The organism is Campylobacter concisus (assembly GCF_050447505.1).
Classification (GTDB): Bacteria; Campylobacterota; Campylobacteria; order Campylobacterales; family Campylobacteraceae; genus Campylobacter_A; species Campylobacter_A concisus_BP.
Map to the genome: position 1 here is coordinate 909,752 of NZ_JALMFZ010000001.1, position 23,189 is coordinate 932,940.

General features: G+C 40.4%; 23 protein-coding genes. 21 read left to right on the forward strand and 2 right to left on the reverse strand.

The features are described 5' to 3' along the window. Positions 1–26: 26 nt before the first annotated feature. From MTT09_RS04495 to MTT09_RS04550, 12 genes are all read left to right on the forward strand, one after another. Positions 27–1,538: a DKNYY domain-containing protein gene (locus MTT09_RS04495; protein WP_429802791.1), complete on the forward strand. Its 1,512-nt coding sequence runs from the start codon at positions 27–29 to the stop codon at positions 1,536–1,538. Beyond that, on the forward strand, positions 1,538–2,983 hold the full coding sequence (locus MTT09_RS04500; RefSeq protein ID WP_429802793.1) for a DKNYY domain-containing protein: 1,446 nt from the start codon (positions 1,538–1,540) through the stop codon (positions 2,981–2,983). Before MTT09_RS04495 ends, MTT09_RS04500 begins: the two co-directional genes overlap by 1 nt. Before the next feature lie 125 nt (positions 2,984–3,108). Continuing rightward, positions 3,109–5,049, forward strand: a complete 1,941-nt coding sequence (locus tag MTT09_RS04505) for a BCCT family transporter (protein ID WP_429802795.1) — start codon at positions 3,109–3,111, stop codon at positions 5,047–5,049. A gap of 360 nt (positions 5,050–5,409) precedes the next feature. After that, entirely contained in the window at positions 5,410–5,850 is a 441-nt protein-coding gene (locus MTT09_RS04510) for a hypothetical protein (RefSeq protein WP_149700469.1), read from the forward strand. Positions 5,851–6,003: 153 nt separating this feature from the next. Beyond that, a complete protein-coding gene (locus tag MTT09_RS04515) occupies positions 6,004–7,377 on the forward strand; it encodes a sodium-dependent transporter (protein WP_149700468.1) in 1,374 nt (457 codons plus the stop codon). A gap of 3 nt (positions 7,378–7,380) precedes the next feature. After that, entirely contained in the window at positions 7,381–8,499 is a 1,119-nt protein-coding gene (locus MTT09_RS04520; RefSeq protein ID WP_103630430.1) for a hypothetical protein, read from the forward strand. A gap of 8 nt (positions 8,500–8,507) precedes the next feature. Next, positions 8,508–9,710, forward strand: a complete 1,203-nt coding sequence (locus MTT09_RS04525) for a M48 family metallopeptidase (RefSeq protein ID WP_429802798.1) — start codon at positions 8,508–8,510, stop codon at positions 9,708–9,710. After that, on the forward strand, positions 9,700–10,512 hold the full coding sequence (gene prmC / locus MTT09_RS04530) for a peptide chain release factor N(5)-glutamine methyltransferase (RefSeq protein ID WP_429802800.1): 813 nt from the start codon (positions 9,700–9,702) through the stop codon (positions 10,510–10,512). Before MTT09_RS04525 ends, prmC begins: the two co-directional genes overlap by 11 nt. Positions 10,513–10,522: 10 nt before the next feature. Further along, positions 10,523–11,002 (forward strand): DUF4149 domain-containing protein, encoded by a 480-nt coding sequence (locus MTT09_RS04535; RefSeq protein WP_429802802.1) that lies wholly within the window; start codon positions 10,523–10,525, stop codon positions 11,000–11,002. Continuing rightward, positions 10,986–11,768, forward strand: a complete 783-nt coding sequence (locus tag MTT09_RS04540) for a threonine/serine exporter family protein (protein WP_429802804.1) — start codon at positions 10,986–10,988, stop codon at positions 11,766–11,768. The genes MTT09_RS04535 and MTT09_RS04540 overlap by 17 nt, the downstream gene beginning before the upstream one ends. Continuing rightward, on the forward strand, positions 11,761–12,276 hold the full coding sequence (locus MTT09_RS04545; protein WP_009293668.1) for a threonine/serine exporter family protein: 516 nt from the start codon (positions 11,761–11,763) through the stop codon (positions 12,274–12,276). Before MTT09_RS04540 ends, MTT09_RS04545 begins: the two co-directional genes overlap by 8 nt. Before the next feature lie 20 nt (positions 12,277–12,296). Continuing rightward, a complete protein-coding gene (locus tag MTT09_RS04550) occupies positions 12,297–12,686 on the forward strand; it encodes a YbgC/FadM family acyl-CoA thioesterase (protein ID WP_429802806.1) in 390 nt (129 codons plus the stop codon). Between the two features lie 12 nt (positions 12,687–12,698). Here the strand turns inward: MTT09_RS04550 and MTT09_RS04555 are convergent, their stop codons facing one another. Both MTT09_RS04555 and MTT09_RS04560 read right to left on the reverse strand, forming a co-directional pair. Next, on the reverse strand, positions 12,699–13,991 hold the full coding sequence (locus MTT09_RS04555) for a hypothetical protein (protein WP_429802808.1): 1,293 nt from the start codon (positions 13,989–13,991) through the stop codon (positions 12,699–12,701). After that, on the reverse strand, positions 13,988–14,641 hold the full coding sequence (locus MTT09_RS04560; protein WP_429802810.1) for a uracil-DNA glycosylase family protein: 654 nt from the start codon (positions 14,639–14,641) through the stop codon (positions 13,988–13,990). The genes MTT09_RS04555 and MTT09_RS04560 overlap by 4 nt, the downstream gene beginning before the upstream one ends. 123 nt (positions 14,642–14,764) lie before the next feature. Between MTT09_RS04560 and rpmH the strand changes: the two genes are divergently transcribed. The 9 genes from rpmH to purL all read left to right on the forward strand — a co-directional run bounded on the left by rpmH (position 14,765) and on the right by purL (position 23,187). Continuing rightward, positions 14,765–14,899, forward strand: a complete 135-nt coding sequence (gene rpmH, locus MTT09_RS04565; protein WP_002940373.1) for a 50S ribosomal protein L34 — start codon at positions 14,765–14,767, stop codon at positions 14,897–14,899. Next, entirely contained in the window at positions 14,887–15,222 is a 336-nt protein-coding gene (rnpA, locus tag MTT09_RS04570; protein ID WP_035142427.1) for a ribonuclease P protein component, read from the forward strand. Before rpmH ends, rnpA begins: the two co-directional genes overlap by 13 nt. Beyond that, positions 15,219–15,560 carry a membrane protein insertion efficiency factor YidD gene (gene yidD / locus MTT09_RS04575; RefSeq protein WP_103578381.1) on the forward strand — a complete coding sequence of 114 codons (342 nt, stop codon included), beginning with the start codon at positions 15,219–15,221 and terminating at the stop codon, positions 15,558–15,560. The genes rnpA and yidD overlap by 4 nt, the downstream gene beginning before the upstream one ends. Then, entirely contained in the window at positions 15,561–17,114 is a 1,554-nt protein-coding gene (gene yidC / locus MTT09_RS04580; protein ID WP_429802812.1) for a membrane protein insertase YidC, read from the forward strand. Continuing rightward, positions 17,114–18,205 (forward strand): Jag N-terminal domain-containing protein, encoded by a 1,092-nt coding sequence (locus MTT09_RS04585; protein WP_429802814.1) that lies wholly within the window; start codon positions 17,114–17,116, stop codon positions 18,203–18,205. Before yidC ends, MTT09_RS04585 begins: the two co-directional genes overlap by 1 nt. Then, on the forward strand, positions 18,202–19,527 hold the full coding sequence (gene mnmE, locus MTT09_RS04590) for a tRNA uridine-5-carboxymethylaminomethyl(34) synthesis GTPase MnmE (protein ID WP_429802816.1): 1,326 nt from the start codon (positions 18,202–18,204) through the stop codon (positions 19,525–19,527). The genes MTT09_RS04585 and mnmE overlap by 4 nt, the downstream gene beginning before the upstream one ends. A 41-nt stretch (positions 19,528–19,568) precedes the next feature. Next, positions 19,569–20,150 carry an NAD(P)H-dependent oxidoreductase gene (locus MTT09_RS04595; RefSeq protein WP_429802818.1) on the forward strand — a complete coding sequence of 194 codons (582 nt, stop codon included), beginning with the start codon at positions 19,569–19,571 and terminating at the stop codon, positions 20,148–20,150. Between the two features lie 71 nt (positions 20,151–20,221). Further along, positions 20,222–20,941 carry a hypothetical protein gene (locus tag MTT09_RS04600; RefSeq protein WP_429802820.1) on the forward strand — a complete coding sequence of 240 codons (720 nt, stop codon included), beginning with the start codon at positions 20,222–20,224 and terminating at the stop codon, positions 20,939–20,941. A 56-nt stretch (positions 20,942–20,997) separates the two neighbouring features. Continuing rightward, positions 20,998–23,187, forward strand: coding sequence for a phosphoribosylformylglycinamidine synthase subunit PurL (gene purL / locus MTT09_RS04605; protein ID WP_429802822.1), 2,190 nt, complete (start codon positions 20,998–21,000; stop codon positions 23,185–23,187). The last annotated feature ends 2 nt before the right edge of the window (positions 23,188–23,189 follow it).

Consider the following 23,189-nt stretch of genomic DNA (forward strand, 5'->3'; position numbering starts at 1 on the left):
CTAAATTTGTTTGAAACGGAGCTAAAATGCTAAAAAAACATCCGCTAATCTCAGTAATAATCGCCATTGTTGTGATATTTTTTGCTACCTACTTTTTTGTCTTTGGGTTAGTTTCTGTTTTAGATGACGACATTGGTGATAGTAAAGAGTTAAATAATAGCTATTTTTACGTCAAAGACGACAAGGTCTATGCCTTAGTGCCAAGTGGTGGTGAATTTGAGCTAATAGGCGTGAGGGCCAGCAAATTTAGATACATTGACACTGGCAAATACGACAACAGAAACGTTGGCGCAAGCGATAAGGCGGTGTATTGCGGTAACCTTGTGATGAGTGGGCTTGATCCAAATGGCGTTAGAGCGCTTGGCAATGGCTACTTTGGCGATGGCAATGTAACATATTTTTGCGATAGCGAAAGCGAGACAAACCTCGAAATATCCGCACTTAAAGAGTTTTGGGACATCCTCTCACATAAAATGTTTAAAACCCCAAAAGCGCAAACCCATATCTATAAATTTAGGCAGGTTGATAACGCAAATTTAGCAGCGATCTTGGGCTTTGGCTACGCAAGTGACGGCGTGAAGGTCTATCATGAGGGCAAAGAGCTAGATGGCGCAAATGCCAGCAAAATGCGCTACATCGAGCAGGCATCTGGCAGAAAGAGCGTGCATTTTACGACTGACGGGGAAAATGTCTATTATGACAGCACAAAGCTAAGGATCAAATTTAGCCCGCAAATGCGTGATATCGGCGAGATATGGCGCATTCACTATCTTTATGAGCCAAATTCTGGAATGGTCTATGCAAACGACCATGAATTTGACCCAAAATTTGCCCCATACGAGCCACTTTTTAACCTAAAAGATGAGCACGCCTATCACGCTCTTTTTCGCGGTAAAGGCGGTATCTATCACTGGGAGCGAAAGTGGCAGTGGTATAACAGCATAGATGAGGGTGAGTTTGTAAGAGATGGCGACGATCCTTTTAAAGGCGAGATAACGCCGCTATATGGCGACGTGGTGATAAGTGATGGCAAGACATATTTTCTAAAAACCTATGAAATTTGGCACAACACGAAAAATGATCACAGTCTAAGCTCACGCCACACGTGTATCGTAAGGCTTGATACAAAAGAGCAGTGGCGAAAGATAGGGCTTGTAAGAAATGATGGCCACGGAGCAGTCTATGCAAACGGCGATAAGACATATTATTTTGATAACGTCGGCTATGGCTGGCGTTTTAACAGCAGTGTTTATGATATAAACGACCTTGGCGTAGTTGAAATTCTCACTCGTCCTTATGGTCCAAATGTTAAGAATTTAAAACTTGATGAGATAGTAAAAATGGTAGATCAAGGCGCTATGACGCCAGCTGAGGGCGAGGTGGTGATTGATGCGATAAGCGACTTTGATGATTACTCGCAAAAATATGCCTACTGGATATTTCTTGCCATTGCATTTGTGGCCTCGGTGGTTGGCGCTATTTTTAAAAATAAAACGCAAAAAAGCGAGCTTAAAAAAAGGGTGGATGACTATAGATAATGAGAAAAATTGCGACTAAGATACTTTATCTTTTTGTCATTTTGACGCTATTTTTTGTTTTGGCGATGCTTTATCTCTGGCATGAAGGCGAGTATCAAAGAAGCTTTGCAAACATTGATAATAGCGAGTTTTACCGCTCGCCTGAGGGTAAAATTTACGTTCAAATTTCAGGCAGTGGCAAGTATGAGCTAAAAGGCGTCGATGAGGCTAGTTTTAGGGTCTTAAAGCTAAAACACGCGTATGATTACTCAAACGTAGCGGCTGATAAAAACAGTGTCTATTGCGCTAGAGAAATTTTGCCTGGTCTTGATCCAAACAGCATCAAAGTGCTTGGTAATGGCTATATAAGTGACGGCAAGATAAGCTATTATTGCAGCACTAGAAGTGAGAAAGAGCCCGGATTTAGCGAATTTGGCGCCATTATGAAAAACCTTGCTCACACCTTTATAAAAAGCTACGATGATAGCCCTTATTTTTACAGGACAAAAAGAGTCGAAAGCATAAATTTAGAGCCTATCTTTGACGCTGGCTTTGCAAGAGATGGCAGCATACTTTACTACAAGGGCGAAAAGCTTGACGCAGATCCTAGCGAGCTAAGATATATCACGACAGAAAATGGCGCTCCTAGCGGATATTACACAGATGGCAAAAGCTTGTTTATGGGCTTTTATAGGCTTGATACAAGCTACTCAGATGAGACGCGCCAGATATGCTACGACCCAAAGCACGATATAGAATATCTTTTTGAGCCAAAAAGTGGGGCGGCGTTTGCAAATGAGCGTAAATTTAGCGCTCAAAATATGCCTTATAGCGCCATTTATAGCGTGGATAACGTGCATTCGTTTTGGCCTCTTTTTGCCAGCAAAGATGGAATTTACTTTTGGGATGGCAGTAAAAACGAGCAGGCTAAAATTTCAGACTACCAGCTAAAAGGCGAGCTAAAAAGGCTCTATGCTGACGTTTTTGTAGATGATAGCTCAGCATATTTTTTACAACAAGGCGAAGAGTGGCAGCGCTCAAAGCACGGCAGGCACTTAGTGGCACAAACCGTCTCTTTGTATAAATTTGCCCCAAGCTCATCATGGCGCGAGATAGGACTGGTAAAAGATGGCGAGTATGGCGCGGTCTATGCAAACGGCGATAAGGTCTATTTTTTTAGCAGCATAAAGCCATTTTATGGCATTAGACATAGCGTTTATGAGGTGGCAGATCTTAGCGTCATAGAAATTTTAACAAGGCCGTCTAAAGAGCTTAGCGCAAAAGATATCAGCCAGATGATAAAGCGCGGCGAGCTAGTGGAGGCAAGCGGCGAAGAGGTCGCAAGGTCGAGGATAGAGTTTGACTCGCCAAAGATCATTTTGTATATCACATTTGGCATCGCTTTTGTCGTCATAGTGCTAACAACTCTTGCAAAACCAAAGAGAGATAAAAGAGACTTGAGATAAATTTCAAAGTAGCTATTTTTGGTGGCTAAAGCTTAAAATTTCATAAAAATTTAAAGAGAAAATTTGACCTATTTACTCTTTTTTGTTATTTTAAAGCGAGACTGAAATTTATAAAAAGGAGAAAAATGTTTAAATTTCAAAGGTCAAAATTTAATAATTCAGTATTTATCCCATCGCTTATTGTCATATTTTTAATAGCGGCATTTGCAGCGATATTTCCAAATTTCTCAAATGAGTTTTTTAAGGGTATGCAAAACTACATCGCGGCCAAATTTGGCTGGTTTTACATCCTGGTTGTTGCCGTCATACTGCTAAGCGTCATCATTCTTGGCTTTAGTAAGCTTGGCGAGATCAAGCTAGGAGCCGATCACGTAAAGCCAGAGCACAAAAATATCTCGTGGTTTTCTATGCTTTTTGCCGCTGGCATGGGCATAGGTCTAGTATTTTTTGGTGTGGCCGAGCCGCTCATGCACTATCTAAACCCGCCAGTTGGCGACGCGCAAACTATCGCAGCGCAAAAGCTTGCGTTGAATATCACATTTTTTCACTGGGGCATGAGCGCATGGTCAGTTTATGCTATCGTAGCGCTAATTCTAGCCTTTTTCTCGTATAGACACGGCTTGCCACTCACGCTTAGATCGGCGTTTTATCCGATCATCGGAGATAAAATTTACGGCAAGATAGGTAGTGCCATTGATACATTTGCCGTCGTAGCGACCCTTTTTGGTGTGGCGACCTCGCTGGGATATGGCGTGCTTCAGGTAAATGCCGGTCTTACGCACGTTTTTGGCCTGCCGACTATGCATATCACGCTTCTAATAGTGCTTTGTTTTGCAGCTACCATCTCAGCGGCAAGTGGTGTCGATAAGGGCATCAAAATCTTGTCAAACGCAAATATCGCGCTAGCTATATGTTTTATGTTTTTGATACTATTTTTGGGCGATACGACGCAGCTTCTAAAGTCGTTTGTGCAAAACAGCGGCGACTACATCTCTACGCTCATCTCAAACACCTTTAATCTCTACGCCTACGAGAGGCAAAATGAGAGCTGGCTTGGCGGCTGGACGCTGCTATACTGGGCTTGGTGGCTATCTTGGTCGCCGTTTGTGGGGCTATTTATCGCTAAAATTTCAAAGGGCAGAACGATTAGAGAATTTGTGATCGGCGTGCTTCTCGTGCCAACTGGCTTTACCTTTGCTTGGATGAGCTTTTTTGGTAACTCGGCGATCGCGCTTGTTCAAAGTGGCTTTAGCGAGCTAGCGACCACGGTAAATTCTGACTCAGCCTCAGCGCTTTTTATGTTTTTGGAGAAATTTAGCTTCTCAGGCGTGCTAAGCGTGATAGCAGTCTTTATGATCGTCATATTTTTCGTCACTTCCGCTGACTCTGCGGCGATCGTTATGAATATGCTTTGCTCAAACGGCAAGGACGATACGCCAGTTTGGCAAAAGGTCTTTTGGAGCGTTACAGTGGGCGTCGTGGCGGCATTTTTGATGCTAGCTGGTGGTCTTGGCTCACTTCAGGCACTTACGATCACGACAGCACTGCCATTTTCCATAGTGCTACTTGGCGCCATTTACGGGCTATTTAAGGCGTTACGTGTGGATCTAACCAAAAAAGAGACAAATAACTTTAACAACATGCCCATTAGTGATCTTTCAAAGCCGTGGCAAGAGCGCCTAAGTGCGATCATTACACTGCCAGGCAAGAAAGATGGCAAGAAATTTTTAAACGAAGTCGTGCTAAAAGCTTTTAACGAGCTAAAAGAGGAATTTGCTAAAAACGGCCTTGAAGCAAATGTTACAAATGGTGAAAATTTTGTAAATTTAAACGTTGGACTTGGCGATGAGATGGACTTTAGATATGGCGTCTATCTCACCAAGAGCCATAGTCCAGACTACACTAGAGAGCTTGACGGCGACGATCTTTACTACAGGGCTGAGGTCTATCTGAAAGAGGGCGGTCAGGACTACGATGTGCTTGGCTGGAGCGAAGCGACGCTGATAAATGACGTCATCGAGCAATACCGCAAACATATGCAATTTTTACACGTTGTAAGAGAGTAAATTTGAGTGAAATTTGCCTAGATTTTTAAAATTCTGGGCAAATTTGCAAATTTAATCTGGTTATTTTGCAAATTTTAAAATCTTATTCACTCGCCTTAGCAGCTTACAAAAACTAGAGCTATAATTTTTTATTTTTTTAAAATTTTCAAATTTTTATTAAAAAGGGAGACAAGGGGACTTGAATTACGAAGCCGTCCCCTTATCCCCCTTTAGATCCCCCAAACCCCTCGCACGTTAGAAGTTGCTGTGCTACGCACAGGTTTTGATACGTAAAATTGCAATATCACATCAAAAGCTTAAATAAAATTTTATATAATCCCTCTTTTACAAAGGTATAGCGACTTTACAAAAAGGAGGCAAATGAGCGAGAAAAATCCAGTTTCAAATTTCATCTCCGCCTATGATGAGATGCTTTCTTTTTTGTCAAATTTGGGTCAAAAATGGCACAAAAGCGATGATGTAGCAAATTTTATAGAGCGAAATTTTACATTTGTCGGCTCAAAACCGCTTTTACGAAATTTAAAAGATTATAAAACTGCTGATTATGAAAATTTCGTTGATATTAAAAATTTTCTAAGCTCATATCCAAGTATCCAAAGCAAAATTTTAAGTAGCGAGATAGGCTACGTCGGCGATGGTCTGACAAGCGCAGAGCTTAAATTTACGCCTGATTATTTTTATGATTTTTTAAAATTTATGGTTGAAAATATCGCGCAACATCACTATTTTTGCAGCCCCAAAGAGGGTTGGATATTGCTCGTTGCGATGGAGGGGTATGTGGAATTTGGTGTTTTGCATTAATAGATTTAAAATTATCCTGCAAAGATAAAAATTCCGTCCATAAAAGTCCTAAAATTTATCAAAAAAGCCAAATTTACACGCAAGTATCGCCTGTCGCTAGTAAAATTTAATCATTTTTTTTATATAATCCCTATTTTTCACAAAGGTAGATAGATGGATAGAAAATCGTGGAGTTCAAGACTTACATATATTTTAGCTGTTGCAGGGGCTACGGTCGGCTTTGGCGCGACGTGGCGGTTTCCTTACTTGGTCGGTCAAAACGGCGGTGGGGCCTATGTTCTCGTGTTTTGCATAGCGATGATAGTCATTGGTATTCCTATGATTTTGGTTGAAAACGCCATCGGCAGGCGCCTAAAGTGCAACGCCGTTGATGCATTTGGCGGCACGATAAATGGAAAAAAGATCAGCAAAAAGTGGCAGGTAGTCGGCTGGATGGGGCTTGTTGGCGCATTTGGTATCATGGCTTATTATATGGTTATCGGCGGCTGGGTTTTAAACTATATCGCTCAAATTTCATTTGGACTGCTTGATCTCTCGCACATCGTGAGCTTTGAGCAAACTAGCGCATTTTACGAACAAAATATCGTTAGCAATCCGCTTGCCATAAGCTTTGCGACCCTTGTTTTTGTTCTGGTTAATTACGCTATCTTGGTGCAAGGCGCGGTTGGCGGCATCGAGCGCTCAGCAAAATATCTAATGCCACTTCTTTTTATCCTAATGCTCGTCATGATCGCTAAAAATATCACACTTGATGGCGCGATGGAGGGTGTGAAATTTTACTTAACGCCTGATTTTTCAAAGATAAGCTTAAAGCTTTTTGTCGAGGTTTTGGGGCAGGTTTTCTTTGCGCTTTCGCTTGGATTTGGCGTGATGATAACGCTCTCAAGTTTTGTTAAAAAGGACGAAGGGCTGGTTAAAATTTCTATCATCACAGGCATCTTAAACACCGTCATAGCCGTGCTTGCTGGCTTTATGATATTTCCGTCGCTCTTTAGCTACGGTGTCTCGCCAGATAGCGGTCCTAGCCTAGTTTTCAAGTCGCTTCCGATCGTCTTTTCGCACATGCCGTTTGGCGGATTTTTCGCGGTGGCATTTTTTGCGCTACTTATGATCGCTGCGCTTACGACGTCGTTACCGATATATGAAGTGATCATTACTACGCTGCAAGAGAAATTTAAGATAAAGCGCAAAAAAGCGATATTTTTAGTGCTTAGCGTCATTTTCGTGCTAGGAAATTTACCATCACTTATGGCTACAAATTTGCTAAGCCATGTGAGTGTTTTTGGTAAAAATATCTTTGACGCATACGACGCGATAAGTGCGACCATATTTTTCGTGCTAACCTCGCTTGGATGTGCGATATTTGTCGGCTGGGTGCTAAAAGATGAAGCGAAAAAAGAGATCTTGCAAGGCAGTGAAAAATACGCAAAGCTTATAAACATTTGGTTTTTCTACATCAAATTTATCGTGCCTTTTGTCATTTTGGTGCTATTTATTAGTAGTTTTTACGACAACTTTTTGAAGTAAAATATGCGCGAGCTTGTAAATTTTGATAGCGGTGAGCGTTTAGGGCTTAGCGTAGAGGATAAAGCTTTAGTGAGCGTGAGCTTAAAAGGTGGCAAAACAAAGCAGAGTAAAAAAGAATTTGCAAGCGAGCAAGATGCCAAAAAAGCCTGCGCGAAAAAGGAGTGGGAGAGCCTAAAAAAGGGCTTTATCCTGCAAGATAGCGAGGCAAAAGCTGGCAAAGCGTGCTTACACGTTTATATCGGTGGTGGATACACTGGAGCACTCTCATTTGCCAGCGTAAGAGATGAAATTTATGTCTATAAAAGTGGCGGTCAAAAAGATGGCAGCATGCCTAGCGATATTTTAGTGAAGCTTGATCGAAGCGGCGCTATAAAAGAGCAGATCGCCTTGCCAAAGCCGCTTGCATGGCATGCCGAGAATGTAGGCGAAAATTTACTTTTAGACCTTGATCATGAAATTTACATTTTTGAGCCAAAAGAGGCTAAATTTCGCCAAATTTCAGCCGAGCAAAATGTTAAGAAAAATAGCGAGATAGCGAGCTTTATCTGTGCTTCAAATAATGTGGCAGTTTTTGGCATGTTTGGGCAGATTTTTACCTTTTACGAGGGTAAAATTTCAATGCTTGGCGAGTATAAATGCAGTACAAAAAGCCACGTGCCGATACTCTGTGCGGCTCTTAGTGCGAATGCTAGCATGCTTGCGCTTTGCACCAAAGAGAACGAAGTGCAAATTTTAAACGCAAAAAATGGCGAAATTTTAAGTGAGCTAAGAGCCGAATTTGGCGCGCTTGATAAAATTTGTTTTTTGAACAAAAAGACACTTTTAGTTAGAAAGTATCTTGAAAACAAGCTATTTTGCCTTGATATAAAGAGCGCAAAAGTGACAAAGCAGCCTTGGATAAAGGACGAGTATTTAAGAGTGAGCGAGTTTTGCATTGACGCCGTAGCTGGCAAGCTTGTGGTTATTGATCAAAGCAGGGCATACGCCGCCAATCTAAAAAGTGGCGATGTGATGGCGGAATTTACGCTAGATCATGTCGTAAAGAGCTGTGAGGCTAAATTTATAGATGGCAAACTCGCAGTTAGAACGGACTATGGCTGCTTTAGTCTTTATGAAATTTAAGGGAGAATATGTTTTATACACTTTTATTTATCTATATTTTTTATGTGATTTTTAAGCTTTTTTTGGCGAATTTGCAGATCAGCTTTGTAAGAGCTGAGTCCAAAAAAGAGCCAGTCGTGCTTGAAGCGAGCGAATACAAAAACGCCGCAGACGCCGCCGTGACAAACCTAAAATTTGAAATTTTTAGCCTCATCTATCACGCCGTTATCTTCTTTGCGTGGATAAGCTTTGGGCTAAAAATGCTCTCAAGCGCTTGCCTAAAAGATGGCACTACGTTTGAAAATATCCTCTTTGTGATGAGCTTTTTGCTGATATCGTCGCTGCTTGATCTACCGCTAAATATCTACGAGAGCTTTGTAAAAGACAAAAAGCTTGGCTTTTCAAATATGAGCGCAAAGATATTTTTAGTTGATACTATAAAGTCGCTAGCGCTAATGCTCATTTTTGGCTCGGCCTTCGTCTGGCTCGTGCTTTTATGTATAAATTTTCTTGGAGAGTTTTGGTGGTTTTGGGCGTTTTTGCTAAGTTTTGGCATCGCTTTAATTATAAATTTAATATACCCAACGCTCATCGCGCCTATTTTTAATAAGATGTCGCCGCTTGAAGATGGCGAGCTAAAAGGCTCGATAGAGGATTTGCTTAAAAAATGCGGCTTTAAAAGTAGTGGCGTTTTTACGATAGACGCTAGCAAGCGCGACAACCGCTTAAATGCCTATTTTGGCGGGCTTGGAGCGACAAAGCGAGTGGTGCTTTTTGATACGCTCGTAAAAAAGCTAAGCACCGAAGAGATCGTGGCGGTTTTGGGGCACGAGCTTGGGCACTTTAAACATAAAGACATCCTAAAAATGATAGCGCTAAGTGCCATTATGCTATTTTGTCTATTTTTCATCTTTGGAAACGTTGGCGTAAGCGCATACGAGGCGATAGGACTAGGGCAAAATGGCGCTAGTATCATCATCTTTTTGGTGCTTTTCTCGCCTATTTTTAGCTTTCTTTTCTCGCCGATCATCTCGCACTTTAGCCGTAAAAATGAATTTGGCGCAGATAGGTTTTCAAAAGAAATTTCAAACAAAACTGACATGATAAACGCCCTAACCAAGCTTGGCAGCGAAAACAAAGCATTTCCGAAGTCGCACTGGCTTTACTCATTTGTCTATCACTCGCACCCAAGCCTTTTTGAGCGGATAAATGAGCTAGAAAATGAGAGTTGAAGAGGCTCTAAAAGAGGCAAATTTAAGGCTAAAGCCACTTTGTGATAACCCAAGCAGGGTGGCTAAAATTTTGCTCATGAGCTACCTTAATGTGAGCATCGAGTGGATATTTTTAAATCAAAAGAGCGAATTTGATGGGGTCGGCTACTTTGCCCTTGTAAAGCGCTTTGAAGACTACGAGCCACTTGAGTACATTACCGGCAAGGCTGGCTTTTATGGGCTGGAGTTTGAGGTAGAAAGTGGCGTTTTGATACCGCGCCCTGAGACTGAAATTTTAGTTGATAAAGTGCTAGAGATAGCAAGCAGCTATAAAGAGCCAAAGATTGCTGAGATCGGCACTGGCAGCGGGATAATAAGCGTCATGCTAGCTCTAAAAACAAACGCTAAAATAGTAGCCACCGATATAAACGAAAAGGCTCTAAAACTAGCTAAAAAAAATGCGATTAAATTTAATGTAAGTAATAAAATCGACTTTGTAAGGTGCTCATATATTGATGAAATTTCAGGCGATATCGACATCTTGGTCTCAAACCCACCATATATAGCGCGAGGCTATAAACTTGATAAATTTGTCATAAACGAGCCGCATGAGGCGCTATTTGGTGGCGAGGTCGGAGATGAAATTTTAAAAAACATCATCCTTATCGCTAGAAACCGCGGCATAAAAAATATCGCCTGCGAGATGGGATATGATCAAAGAGCGAGCATGGAGATGGCGCTAAAATTTAATGGCTTTAAAAGCACGTTTTACAAGGACTTAGCGGGCTTTGACAGAGGCTTTTGCGCGAGATTAAAACTATAAAGGAGAGAGGTTGAGAAGTATCTATTTTTTACTATTAGCAGCGGTGATAGGCACTGAGCTAACGCTTGGAATTTTGGTCGCGCCAGTCATATTTTTCCCACAAAGCATCATAGGCGAGGGGGTGCTCACGCATTTTATGAGCGGACAGATGATGACAAAGATATTTTTAAAATTTAACTATGTTTTGCTATTTGTAAGCGCATTTGTGGCAGTTAGCGAGCTCTTTGATCTAAGAAAAAAGCTTGCATTTTCACTAAAATTTAGCACATTTATGCTCTCGTTTTTAAGCTTAGCCCTAGCGCTTAGCTTTGTCTTTATCTTCACGCCTTTTATCGTGCAGGCTCAGGGGCTTGGTGCTGAGGCGACGCAGACAGCAGAGTTTGCCAAGATGCATAGCGCAAGCGAATATGTGATGAAAGTGATGCTTGTTTTGCAGCTCATTTTGTTTTTTGTGAAATTTAAGATCAGTCAAGATGAACGCCAAGCCTGATATCCAAATCTTAACGAATTTTTTAGCCGAATACACAACAGCGATGGTGAGCGCTGGCACATACACAGCACGTGTAGAAAAGTGCGTCGACCGCATAGCTAATCACTACGGCTACGACGTTAGTGTGACCATTTTTGTGAAGTATTTTACTATTAGCGTGATGGACTCACAGGATAACTCATTGCGCCGAACTTATGTAAGAAAGATCCCTCTAGGGCACGTTAGTTTTAACAGAATTTCTGAGCTATCATCGCTTAGCTGGCAAATTTTAGATGAGGGCTTGAGCTTAGATGAAGCTAAAGAGAGCTTTGATGGCGTGATGAGTGTGAGTGCAAATAAATTTGCTAGCTCGCTTATCTTGATAAGCCTTGCAAATGCGGCATTTTGCAGACTTTTTGGAGGCGATGCTGGCTCAGTTGTTTGCATATTTTTTGCAACGCTTGTTGGCTACACTCTTAAATTTGCCCTTGCAAAAATGGGCGTAAATTTAAAAATTCAATACGTCCTAACATCCTTTGTCGTCTCATTTATCGCCTATCTTGGCGTATCTTACGGGCTTACGCACACAAGCGACGTGGCGATAGGCTCGTCTGTGCTCTTTATGATGCCGGGTGTTTTTCTCATAAATTCAGTCTTTGATATCCTAAACGACAACACCCTTGTTGGCATCAGTAGAGCCATAAGCACGGGCATCCTCATACTTTGCATGGCTGTTGGCGTCTATATCACGCTTACACTTAGCAGTGCGGAGATACTAAATGTTTGAGCTTTTGAGTGAAACGCTTGTAGATGCTGGCTTTGCTGCGGTGGCTGGGCTGGGCTTTGCCTATGCTAGCTCGCCTCCAAAAAGAACTCTCATATTTTGTGCCTTGCTCGCTGCATTTGCGCATGCTAGCCGCTTTTGGATCATGCAGATGGGATTTTTTAACATCAGTGTCGCAACACTCATCGTCTCTTTTATGAGCGGAATTTTAGGCATGCTCTTTGCCAAACGGCTAAAGGTGCCAGCTGAGATCATCGCATTTCCAGCGCTTTTGCCGATGGTACCAGGAGTTTTTGCGTATAAAGGCATTTTGGCGCTTTTTTCATTTTTAAATGAGACAAGTATCGCTAAGAAAAACGAGTATTTGATCATATTTTTTGATAATGCTATCACGACTACGACGGTTTCGCTAGCGCTTGGTGTGGGCGTTTCGGTGGTGCTTATCTTGTTTTATGATCAGTCACTTACGATAACTAGAGGCGCTAAAGGTAAGCCTAGTAAGAGCAAATGAAAATTTAAAGGAGCTTTGCAGTGAAGATAAGAATTTATTACGAAGATACCGATGCAGGCGGCATTGTCTATCATACAAACTATATTAAATATTGCGAGCGAGCCAGAAGTGAAGCATTTTTTGAAGCTGGGCTAAATTTCACAAAAGAGGGCGGATACTTTGTCGTTTCAGCTCTTGAGGCTAAATTTCTCGCTTCAGCTGTGCTTGGCGATGAGGTTTTTGTGAGAACAAAGCTCATGGAGCTTAAAAAGGCAAGCCTTGTTTTAGAGCAAGAAATTTATAAATTTGGTGAAAAAGATGCCGAAAAAATGCTCTTTAAAGCGACTATCACGCTAGCTTTTATGAAAGATGGCAGGCTAGCAAAGATAGATGAGAGCATGAAAGCTTTTATAAGTGAGGTTAAATTTTAGCAAGCAAAACTGCTAAATCCCGCTTGTGCTGTTTTGCTCTAAATTTTGCTCCTGCGAATTTACCTCATTAAAGTGATCGCTTTTTGTATCATAAATTTTTACATCATATAAAACTTGTGAGCCCTCAACTCTCTCAGCAAAAATTTTGCTGGCACTTTTGTTTATGAAATTTGTATAGATATACTCCACTCCCAAGGCACTTGAGTAGCCGATCTGTGAGTATCTAAAATCAACTCCAAAAAGATCTCCAAGCCCTAAAAATCTCTCGTCAAGCGAATTTAGCGAATTTGCCACAAAGAGGTTTTGTCTATCTCTTTGCGTGATGGCGCTAAAGATATTTGGCAAGAAATTTATCTGCGTGCTTAAAAGCGCGTAAGGCTTTATCTCAAAGCCTCTCATCTGCGTTGCCACAAGAGAAGCTTTAACTATAGGGATGTTTAAAAAGATGCTTGCGTTATCAAATTTAGGCTTTTTGCTTAAAGTATCGTTTAAATTTATATCTTTACCTGTGATCGAGCTCTCGTAGTAGTCGCTACTTTGCATGCGTACATACTCATTTAGCTTTTGTGCTAGCGCGCTACCATCGTCAAAGGCGACTATTTTTTCGTTGGCAAAAGCGAGCAGGGCTGAAATTTGTGCTTTGTAATCAACTCCGCCAAAGATCAAATTTGGCTTTGGAGCTACCACAAAAGAGCTATGAACGCTTGGGATGTAGATGAGTTCGTTTGGCAAGATGAGAGAATTTAACGTGTTTGCGCCATTTTGAGTAAGGGCTGCTATAAAGTAGATAAAACCCTCGTTTCTAGCGTTTTGAAGCGCGTTTTGAAGGCTAGGCAAACTCTCGTCACTGCTATTTATAAATTTCACTTCGACATTTGTATCTTGCTTTAAGATGTAGCTTAAGATCGCGTTTGATACGACATTTGCGTATGATTTTATGACCTTTTGAGGGACAATGACTGCTATCTTATCACTTGTGGCAAGCTTTAAAACCATCTCTCCACCAAGCGAAGTGTAAAGGTCCAAAAGTGCCTTATCATCTATCTTTGCTGGCTCAAATCTCGCCATAAAACTAGCTAGCATGTCGCTCTTAATAAGCTCATTTAGGCAAGAGCTATCACAAAATTCTGGCTCTAAATTTATGTAAGTGATCTTTGCTGGCGGTATGCTTGAGAGGCTTTGATTTTTAGTGATGTTGCTTTCAAATTTTGCCTCAGTGATCTCGTCTTGCATCTCGCTGAAGGCTTCATTTTGCGCTGCAAGAAGGCTTATAAATATAACTAAAAAAAGAAAAATTCTTTTCATATCACTCCCTTGATTTTTTTTAAATCATCTATAAAATTTTCTTCAAAACTTGGGTTTTTACTGATCAACTCTGGTGAAAAAGTTGGCATTATAAACCTATCATCATCTTTTAAAATGCTCCCTCTTATGCTTGAAAATCCGCCCTTTGAGAGCAAATTTGGATAAAGATGCATGAAAGCTTCCTCTCCTAAAGTGATGATAATTTTTGGCTTAATAAGTCTTATCTCTTCTAAAAGATATGGCCTACAAAGCTCAAACGAGCTCTTTAACGCTGGATTTTTCGCGTCACTATTTGAAATTTCACAGCGCAAAAGCAAGCTTATATAAACACTATCTTTTTCTAAATTTAAGCCATTGTTTATAGCATTTTCTAAAATTTTGCCACTTGTGCCTTCAAAATAATCATCTTTTTTGCAAAGCGATACAAACATTATCTTGCTATTTTTATCGCCAAAGCCAGTAAAAACGCACTTTGAGCTATTTCTTAAAAAGCAAAGAGAGCACTTTTTTATCTCACTATTTAGCTCGTCTATGCTGTTATAATCTTGATATTTACTTAAATTAAGAAAATTTTCATCTATAAAATTGTAACCGATCGCTTTTAAAAAAAGTAATTTTTCTAAGAGATCTTTATTCTTATGAAATTTCATTTTTGGATTATAACTTGATTTACTTAAAGTTTAAATTATAGTTTTTTTGGGCTGATTTATTCAAAGGAATTTAAGTATTGCTTTGATAAAATCCCACTTTTTATATTAACTTTAAGGATAGAAATGAAAAGGACTTATCAACCTCATAAAACCCCTAAAAAACGCACTCACGGCTTTCGTTTAAGAATGAAAACTAAAAATGGCCGCAAGGTTATCAACGCTAGACGTGCTAAAGGTAGAAAAAGATTGGCTGCTTAGCTGGTTTTGAGTCACTAAGTGACTCGAGAGAATTTTCTCAGGTTTATAAAGAGGCCAGCAAATGGCACTGCGACGCTTGCGTAGTTTTTTATAAACCTACAATTGAAAAAAAATTAGCAGTTGTTGCTAGCAAAAAAGTGGGAAAAGCAGTAGTTAGAAATAGAGCAAAGAGACTTTTAAGAGCTGCTTTTTTTTCTATTTCTAATGAGCTAAAAGATGGCACTTACATTATGGTCGCAAAAAATGGAATTACAGAAATTTCATTTGACAAAATTTGTAAAAATTTGAGCTGGTCTACAAAAAAAATGGGATGTCTAAAATGAAAAAATTTGCGATTAAATTTATCGCTTTTTATCAAAAATATATTTCCATACTTCTGCCAAAAAGCTGTCGCTACTATCCGACTTGCTCACAATACGCCATTTGGGAATTTCAAACAAACAGCTTTTTCTCTGCTTTTTTTGCAACATTCATGCGAATTTTAAGATGCAATCAACTTTTCAAAGGCGGTATCAACTACCCAATCATCCGCAAAAAATTTAACTCATGTTTTATATTTCAAAAAAGCGATGCCAAAAATGTAAATTTCTGGTTTATCCCTTGCCAAAATAGTAAATTTTATGTCGTAAAAGTATTAGATAAATTAAAGGAAAAAAATTAAATGGAACAGATGTCTATGCAAAAAAGGTTGCTTCTTGCAGCACTTTTGTCTATTGTGTTTTTCATAGTATATGACTTTTTTATGCCAAAAAGAGTGCCGCTTGAACAAAACCAAACCACAATGTCTCAAACAATGGATCAAAGCAAAGCACCAAGCACAAACCAAAATGCTCCAGCAGCAAATGAAAATTTAGCTTCAAATGAGATAATAGCTACCATCAAAGGTCAAAGCTACGAAGCAAAGATAGATAAACTAGGAAGAATTTCTAAATTTTACCTAACTGAAGAGAAGTATAAAACCGAAGATGGCAACAAGATCGAACTTGTTTCACAAAGTCCGTTGCCACTTGAGATTAGATTTAACGATAGCACTTTAAATACTGATGCTTTTAAGGTTGCATATAGCAGTGACGCTAGCGAGGTAGATGCTAGCAGCGAGCCTAAAACTATAAAACTCACTCAAAATTTAGATGGTGTTACAGTCACAAAAAATATCAAATTTTACCCAAATGGTCGTTACGAGGTTGAAGTAAATTTAAGTAAAAGTGTTGATTATTTCATCACTCCTGGCTTTAGACCAAATATCGCGATAGATAGTTACACAGTTCATGGTGTCATGCTTAGAAATACAGATGATAGCCTAAACATCATAGAAGATGGCGATGCAAAAGAGGTTAAAAACTATGCAAACACAACCATAGCAGCTGCATCTGATAGATACTACACAACGCTATTTTACTCATTTAACAAGCCATTTGAAGCTGTTGTGGATAAAGATGCAAATAACAATCCTATCGTCTTTGTAAAGGCAAATGATAGTCTAAAACTAGGCGCTTACATCGGACCAAAAGAGCATAAAATTTTAAGCTCGATGGATGAGAGACTAAATGACGTTATCGAGTATGGTTGGTTTACATTTATAGCAAAGCCGATGTTTGCATTCTTAAATTTCTTACATAACTACATCGGCAACTGGGGTTGGGCGATAGTTGTGCTAACGCTTGTTATAAGGATAGTTTTATTCCCGCTTACATATAAGGGCATGCTATCGATGAATAAGCTAAAAGAGCTTGCTCCAAAGGTAAAAGAGATCCAAACAAAATATAAAGATGATAAGCAAAAGATGCAAGTTCACATGATGGAGCTATACAAAAAACATGGTGCAAACCCGATGGGTGGCTGCTTGCCGATCTTGCTTCAAATTCCGGTATTCTTTGCGATCTACCGCGTTTTACTAAATGCGATCGAGCTAAAAGGTGCCCCTTGGATACTTTGGATACACGATCTTTCAGTGATGGATCCATACTTTGTGCTACCTATCTTGATGGGTCTAACGATGTTTTTACAACAAAAACTTACACCAACGACATTTACCGATCCTATGCAAGAAAAGGTTATGAAATTCTTGCCTTTGATCTTCACATTTTTCTTTGTGACATTCCCAGCAGGTCTTACGCTTTACTGGTTTGTAAATAACGTTTGTTCGGTCGTTCAACAAGTCTTTGTAAATAAACTTTTTGAAAAACATAAAAAAGCTGCGGAGGTAAAGGCTTAATGAAAATAGAAGCAAATACTCTCCAAGAGGCATTTCAAAAGGCAGCCCAGCAGCTTAACTGTTCGGTTACTGAGCTTGATATAAAGGTCTTGCAACACCCAAGCGGTGGAATTTTTGGATTTTTTAAAAAGACAGCGATCATTGAGGCAAATTTAGAAAATCAGCCAAAACCACAGCAAAAACCAAAAAATGATAGAAATTTTGCTAAAAAAAGCGATGAAAACGAGCCTGTAAAAGAAGAGAAAAAACAGAGCAAAAAACACGATCATAATGATAAAAAGCGAAATCCTAAAAAGCATAAAGATGAGAAAAATGAGGCTAAGCCTGAGCAAAAAGAGCATAAAAATGAAAAGCAAAATTTAAGCGAGAAAAACTCAGCTCTTGCAAAAGATGCCTTTGCTGAAAAGGGCGAAAAAGAGGCTGAAGAGCCAGGATATGTTATAAAAAGGCTTGATGAGCCAAAAGAGCCTAAAGAACAAAGAGAGCAAAAAGAAGCAAAAGAGTCACAAGCTAGCAAAAGTACTCCTAAAAATATCCTAGATACTTCAATCATCGAAAATTTCAACCATACAGATGAAGAGAACGAGCCTCAAGCTTTGCCAAAAGAGAAAAAAGAGAAAGTTGTAATCGACTTTGATAAAATTTTGCCTGAGATAAAAGAGGGCATGACACGTCTCTTTAAAGCAAGCTGCTTTGAGATAGATAAGGTAGAGGTTAGTAAATTTAACGATGAGACCGTGCTTATCGAGCTAGACGGAGCTGATGCGGCGCTACTTATCGGCAAAGAGGGCTATAGATATAAAGCAATATCTTATATGCTTTACAACTGGCTAAATTCAAAATACAACCTTGCTATCCGCCTAGAGATCGCGCAGTTTTTACAAAATCAAGAAGCGATGATGGATCAATATCTAAATGGTGTGATCGAGCGTGTGCAAAATAGCGGTAGAGCCCAAACAAAGCCACTTGATGGGGTTTTGGTTAAGATCGCGCTTGAGAAGCTTAGAGATAAATTCCCAGATAAATATGTCGGCATAAAAAGTGGCAATGACGGCAAATTTGTCGTCGTAAATGACTTTTTCAAAAAATGAGTGAAACTATTGCAGCCCTTGCCACAGCTTATGGCATCGGCTCAGTTTCTATCGTAAGGCTTAGTGGCAAGGACGCCCTGGCCACATCTTTAAAACTTCTTAAACTTTCAAATTTAGAGCCAAGATACGCAAAGCTAGCCAAAATTTACTCCATTGATGATGAAATTTTAGACGAGGGCATAGTTATATATTTTAAAGCCCCAGCAAGCTTTACTGGTGAGGACATTGTTGAGTTTCAAACTCATGGCGGTGTGATGGTGAGCGAGAGAATTTTAAATGAGCTAATAAGAGCTGGTGCAAGGCTGGCAATGCCAGGCGAGTTTAGCAAGCGAGCATTTTTAAATGGCAAAATGGATCTAGCCAAGGCCGAGGCGATGCAAGGGCTCATCACTTCAAAAAGCGAGATCGCTGCTAAAATTTTGACCCGCCAAATGCAAGGTGATCTTAGTAAATTTGTAGGCGAGATCAGGGGTGAAGTGGTCAAAACTCTCGCTTTTGTCGAGACTATGATCGACTACGCTGATGATGATCTGCCTGCAAATTTGCTAGAGCAAACCAAAGAGATGCTTTTAAAAAATAGCGAGAAGTTAGAGCGCATAGCCACTCTTAGCAAGCAAAGAAGAGGGCTCATAGATGGCTTTAAGATCGCTATCGTTGGTAAGCCAAATGTCGGCAAAAGCTCCATTTTAAACTCATTTTTGGCTTATGAGCGCGCGATCGTTAGCGACGAGGCTGGTACAACTAGAGATAGGATAGAAGAAAATTTCAAGATCGGCTCGCATCTAGTTCGCATAATAGACACCGCAGGAATCAGAAAAGACGCTGGAAAGATCGAGCAAATCGGCATAAACTACTCGATCTCAGCCATAAATGAGGCCGACATCATCCTAGCTGTCTTTGACGGCTCATCTTTAAGCGACGAGCAAGACAAAGAGATAATAAAGCTCGTTTCTAACTCAAATAAAAAAGCCTTTTTTATCCTAAACAAAAGCGATCTTGCGTTTAAATTTGACATAAATTTGGACGGTGCTATCAAAATTTCAGCAAAAAATGATACGAGCGTAGTTTTAAAAGAGCTTGAGGGCTACCTCAAGACGCAAGACACCGACGAGATCATGCTAAGCTCAAACCGCCAAATTTTAAGCTGCAAAGAGGCGAGCGAGGCTTTTAAAAGAGCATTTTTAAGGCTAAATGAAGAGGAACTAGAAATTTTTGCTTATGAGCTAAATACCGCGATAAAGGCGCTTGCTAGTATCACAAAGCCATTTGAGAGAAGTGAAATTTTAGACGAGATGTTTAGCCATTTTTGTTTAGGAAAATGATACTTTTTTGGTTAAAATTTGTACTTTTTAAAGGAGAGAATATGAAAATTTTACTTATAAATGGTGGCAAAAAATTTGGCCATTCAGATGGCAGGCTCAATCAAACACTTCATGATCTTGCGTATGAAAAACTAGCAAAAATGGGTCACGAGGTAAAGCAAACCGTGATAGATCAAGGCTATGACATCGAGGCTGAAGTTGAGAAATTTCTCTGGATGGATGCGGTAGTTTGGCAGATGCCAGCTTGGTGGATGGGCGAGCCTTGGATAGTGAAAAAATATATCGACGAGGTTTTTACCGCAGGACACGGCAAGCTTTATACGAGTGATGGCAGGCATAGGGTTGATCCAACTAAAAACTATGGCAAAGGCGGCTTGTTAAATGGCAAGAAATTTATGCTAAGCCTTACTTGGAATGCTCCAGCTGAGGCATTTAGCGATCCAAACGAATTTTTTGAGGCGCGCGGCGTTGATGGAGTTTATTTTCATTTTAGAAAGGCAAATGAATTTATGGGCTTAAAGTCGCTTCCGCACTTTATCTGCTGCGATGTTATCAAGATGCCAGACGTACCAAGATATCTAAAAGAGTATGAGACGCATCTTGAAAAAGTTTTCAAAGCGTAAAATATTTCTACCACTCTCTAGCCATTTACGCTAGAGGGCATTTAAATTTATATCTATCTTGTGTGGGGAAAATGAGGACAAAATTTCTATTTTTAGCTGCTGTTATATTATTTGCAGGGTGCGCTGGCAAGCAAATTTTAGCGCCAAGCGAAAAGTCAAATTTACTCTACCTTGAAAATAACGAAACCTTGCATGAGATGAAATTCTATAAGCTTCAAAACAGCCTAGATGATTTTAATAAATTTGCAAACATTGTCGGCACGGCTGAGATAAAAGCAGTCAGCGCAAATGCAGGATTTAGCACTCTTGGTGATCTCATGCAAGGCAGCGCGGCAGACAAAATGGTGCTTGTTAAAAATTTAAGCACTAACCATGAGCTCATCTTGTCAAATGCTAGTGACATAGAGGAGCTCGTAAATGCAAAAAATATCAAATTTTATGAAATTTTAAATGGAGCTATCAAAAGCGTGGTTTATAGCACAAAAAGCGTGCCGGTTTGCGAAGCTTTTGCAGGCGGTAAAGAGGCGATAAAAGTAAAAAGTGTGACAAATCACCCTTTAAAAAATGGCTTTTTTACAGTGATATTAAGCTCAGATATATCTAATGATCAAGGCTTTTTTCTAAGAGAGACGAGGTATTATTTCAACCTTTCAAGCGAAGATGAAGAGAAGATTAAGGCTGAGACGCTAACGCAAAATTTTTACAAAACATTTATCGAAAGTGACCTCGTGAGACAAGGTGAAATTCTCTCAAATGTGCTTTGTTTTAGTAAATTTCAAAAGGCTTTTTAGTAACTTTTTATAAGCAAGGTTGTAAAATAGCTTAAAATTCTTAAAAGGTTACATCAATGGATAAAGCTACCATACAAGCACATAAAATCAGCGACGAAGAGTATGAAGAGATCTTAAAAATTTTAGGACGTGAGCCAAATTTGCTAGAGCTTGGCATATTTTCGGCTATGTGGAGCGAGCACTGCAGCTACAAATCAAGCAAAAAATACCTAAACGGCTTTCCGACAAAGGCACCTTGGGTCATTCAAGGACCTGGCGAAAATGCTGGCGTCATCGACGTTGGCGACGGGGTTGCAGCTGTGTTTAAGATGGAGAGTCACAACCATCCAAGCTTTATCGAGCCGTTTCAGGGCGCTGCAACTGGCGTTGGTGGAATTTTAAGAGACGTCTTTACGATGGGCGCAAGAGTCGTTGCGAATATGAACTCGCTTCGTTTTGGCGAGATAAGAGGCGAGAGCGAGCTAGCTAAAAAGCATAGATATCTGTTAAAAGGAAGTGTGGCTGGTATCGGACACTATGGCAACTGCATGGGCATCCCAACGATCGGCGGCGAAACTACATTTGATCCTAGCTTTAATGGCAATATCCTAATCAACGCTTTCGCGCTTGGACTTTGCAAAAGTGATGAAATTTTCTACGGCAAGGCTGAAGGCGTGGGCAATCCAGTTATTTACGTGGGCTCAAAGACCGGCAGAGACGGACTTGGTGGCGCTGTGATGGCGAGCGATAGCTTTAACGATGAAAATAAATCACTTCGCCCAACGGTGCAAGTAGGCGACCCATTTGCCGAGAAATTGCTCATGGAGGCGTGCTTGGAGCTCTTTAAAAAAGACTACATCATCGGCATCCAAGATATGGGCGCAGCAGGACTTACAAGCTCTAGCTTTGAGATGGCAGGCAGAAGTGGCAGCGGCATGAAGATGTATTTAGAGCGCGTACCGATGCGCGAAGTTGGCATGACGCCTTATGAACTAATGCTAAGCGAGTCTCAAGAGCGTATGCTAATATGCGCTAAAAAAGGCTATGAGCAAAAGGTGCTTGAAATTTTTAGAAAGTGGGACCTTGACGCTGAGATCATAGGCGAGGTCACAAGTAGCGGCGTGATGCAGCTTTACTGGCACGGTGAGCTTGCAGGCGAAATCCCTATTGGACCACTTAGCGAGGCAGCTCCGGTGCTTGATCGTCCAGTCGCACGTCCAAAATACCTTGATGAGATAGTAAATTTAAAAATCCCAAATAATGTTGATAACAAAACTGCATTTTTCAAGCTTTTAAAAGAGCCAGAGGTGCTAAATAAAAGCTTCATCTACGATCAATACGACGCAAATATCCAGACAAATACGATAAAACAGCCAGGTCACTTAGGCGCTGCAAGCATTAGAGTAAAAGGCACTAAAAAGGCCGTCTCTATGGCTGCGCAGTGCGATCCTAGAGCAAATTTTGTTGATCCAAAAATTGGCGCTGCAAGAGCTGTCGCTGCAGCTGGTAGAAAGGTCGCGATGAGTGGCGCTGTGCCACTTGCGATCACCGACTGCCTAAACTACGGCAATCCGCAAAATCCAGAGGTTATGTGGCAGTTCAAAGAGGGATGTGAAGGCATAAAAGAGGCTTGCCGTGAGCTAAATACGCCAGTTGTGAGCGGTAATGTGAGCCTTTATAACGACACTGACGGCGTTAGCGTCTATCCAACGCCAGCCATCGTCACAGTTGGTGTAAATGAGGACGCAAATTTAAACCTAAAAAGCACATTTTTAAGCGAGGGCAGGGCGATATATCTACTTGGCGAGACAAGCGGTAAATTTGCAGCTTCGCTTTACGCAAAGGCACTATTTAACGTGGTTGGCGGCAAGTTAAAGGAGGTTGATTATAAAGCTGAGAGAGCCCTTTGGGACTTAGTGATAGAGGCAAATAAAGAGCAAATTTTAGAGTTTGCAAATAGTGTAGGCGTAGGCGGTCTTGCTATCACGCTGGCAAAAATGGCTAGCATCTCAAACATCGGCGTAAAATGTGAAGTTAAATTTAAAGAGCCAAATTTCATCTTTGACGAGAGCTTTTCAAGAGCGGTTGTGGGCGTGAAAGACGAGGCTAAATTTGAAGCACTTGTGACTAAATTTGGTGTGAAATTTGGAAAGATCGGCGTTAGCGGAGGCAAGAGATTTAAGCTAAATGAGATAGATGAGAACTTAGAGGACGTAAGAGAAATTTATCTAAATGAGTTTGCGAAAATCGTAAAAAAGGAGGACTAAGA

Coding starts and splice junctions, on each gene's coding strand:
- MTT09_RS04495 (WP_429802791.1), top strand. CDS start 27: ATGCTAAAAAAACATCCGCTAATCTCAGTAATAATCGCCATTGTTGTG.
- MTT09_RS04500 (WP_429802793.1), top strand. CDS start 1,538: ATGAGAAAAATTGCGACTAAGATACTTTATCTTTTTGTCATTTTGACG.
- MTT09_RS04505 (WP_429802795.1), top strand. CDS start 3,109: ATGTTTAAATTTCAAAGGTCAAAATTTAATAATTCAGTATTTATCCCA.
- MTT09_RS04510 (WP_149700469.1), top strand. CDS start 5,410: ATGAGCGAGAAAAATCCAGTTTCAAATTTCATCTCCGCCTATGATGAG.
- MTT09_RS04515 (WP_149700468.1), top strand. CDS start 6,004: ATGGATAGAAAATCGTGGAGTTCAAGACTTACATATATTTTAGCTGTT.
- MTT09_RS04520 (WP_103630430.1), top strand. CDS start 7,381: ATGCGCGAGCTTGTAAATTTTGATAGCGGTGAGCGTTTAGGGCTTAGC.
- MTT09_RS04525 (WP_429802798.1), top strand. CDS start 8,508: ATGTTTTATACACTTTTATTTATCTATATTTTTTATGTGATTTTTAAG.
- prmC (WP_429802800.1), top strand. CDS start 9,700: ATGAGAGTTGAAGAGGCTCTAAAAGAGGCAAATTTAAGGCTAAAGCCA.
- MTT09_RS04540 (WP_429802804.1), top strand. CDS start 10,986: ATGAACGCCAAGCCTGATATCCAAATCTTAACGAATTTTTTAGCCGAA.
- MTT09_RS04545 (WP_009293668.1), top strand. CDS start 11,761: ATGTTTGAGCTTTTGAGTGAAACGCTTGTAGATGCTGGCTTTGCTGCG.
- MTT09_RS04555 (WP_429802808.1), bottom strand. CDS start 13,991: ATGAAAAGAATTTTTCTTTTTTTAGTTATATTTATAAGCCTTCTTGCA.
- MTT09_RS04560 (WP_429802810.1), bottom strand. CDS start 14,641: ATGAAATTTCATAAGAATAAAGATCTCTTAGAAAAATTACTTTTTTTA.
- rpmH (WP_002940373.1), top strand. CDS start 14,765: ATGAAAAGGACTTATCAACCTCATAAAACCCCTAAAAAACGCACTCAC.
- yidD (WP_103578381.1), top strand. CDS start 15,219: ATGAAAAAATTTGCGATTAAATTTATCGCTTTTTATCAAAAATATATT.
- yidC (WP_429802812.1), top strand. CDS start 15,561: ATGGAACAGATGTCTATGCAAAAAAGGTTGCTTCTTGCAGCACTTTTG.
- MTT09_RS04585 (WP_429802814.1), top strand. CDS start 17,114: ATGAAAATAGAAGCAAATACTCTCCAAGAGGCATTTCAAAAGGCAGCC.
- mnmE (WP_429802816.1), top strand. CDS start 18,202: ATGAGTGAAACTATTGCAGCCCTTGCCACAGCTTATGGCATCGGCTCA.
- MTT09_RS04595 (WP_429802818.1), top strand. CDS start 19,569: ATGAAAATTTTACTTATAAATGGTGGCAAAAAATTTGGCCATTCAGAT.
- MTT09_RS04600 (WP_429802820.1), top strand. CDS start 20,222: ATGAGGACAAAATTTCTATTTTTAGCTGCTGTTATATTATTTGCAGGG.
- purL (WP_429802822.1), top strand. CDS start 20,998: ATGGATAAAGCTACCATACAAGCACATAAAATCAGCGACGAAGAGTAT.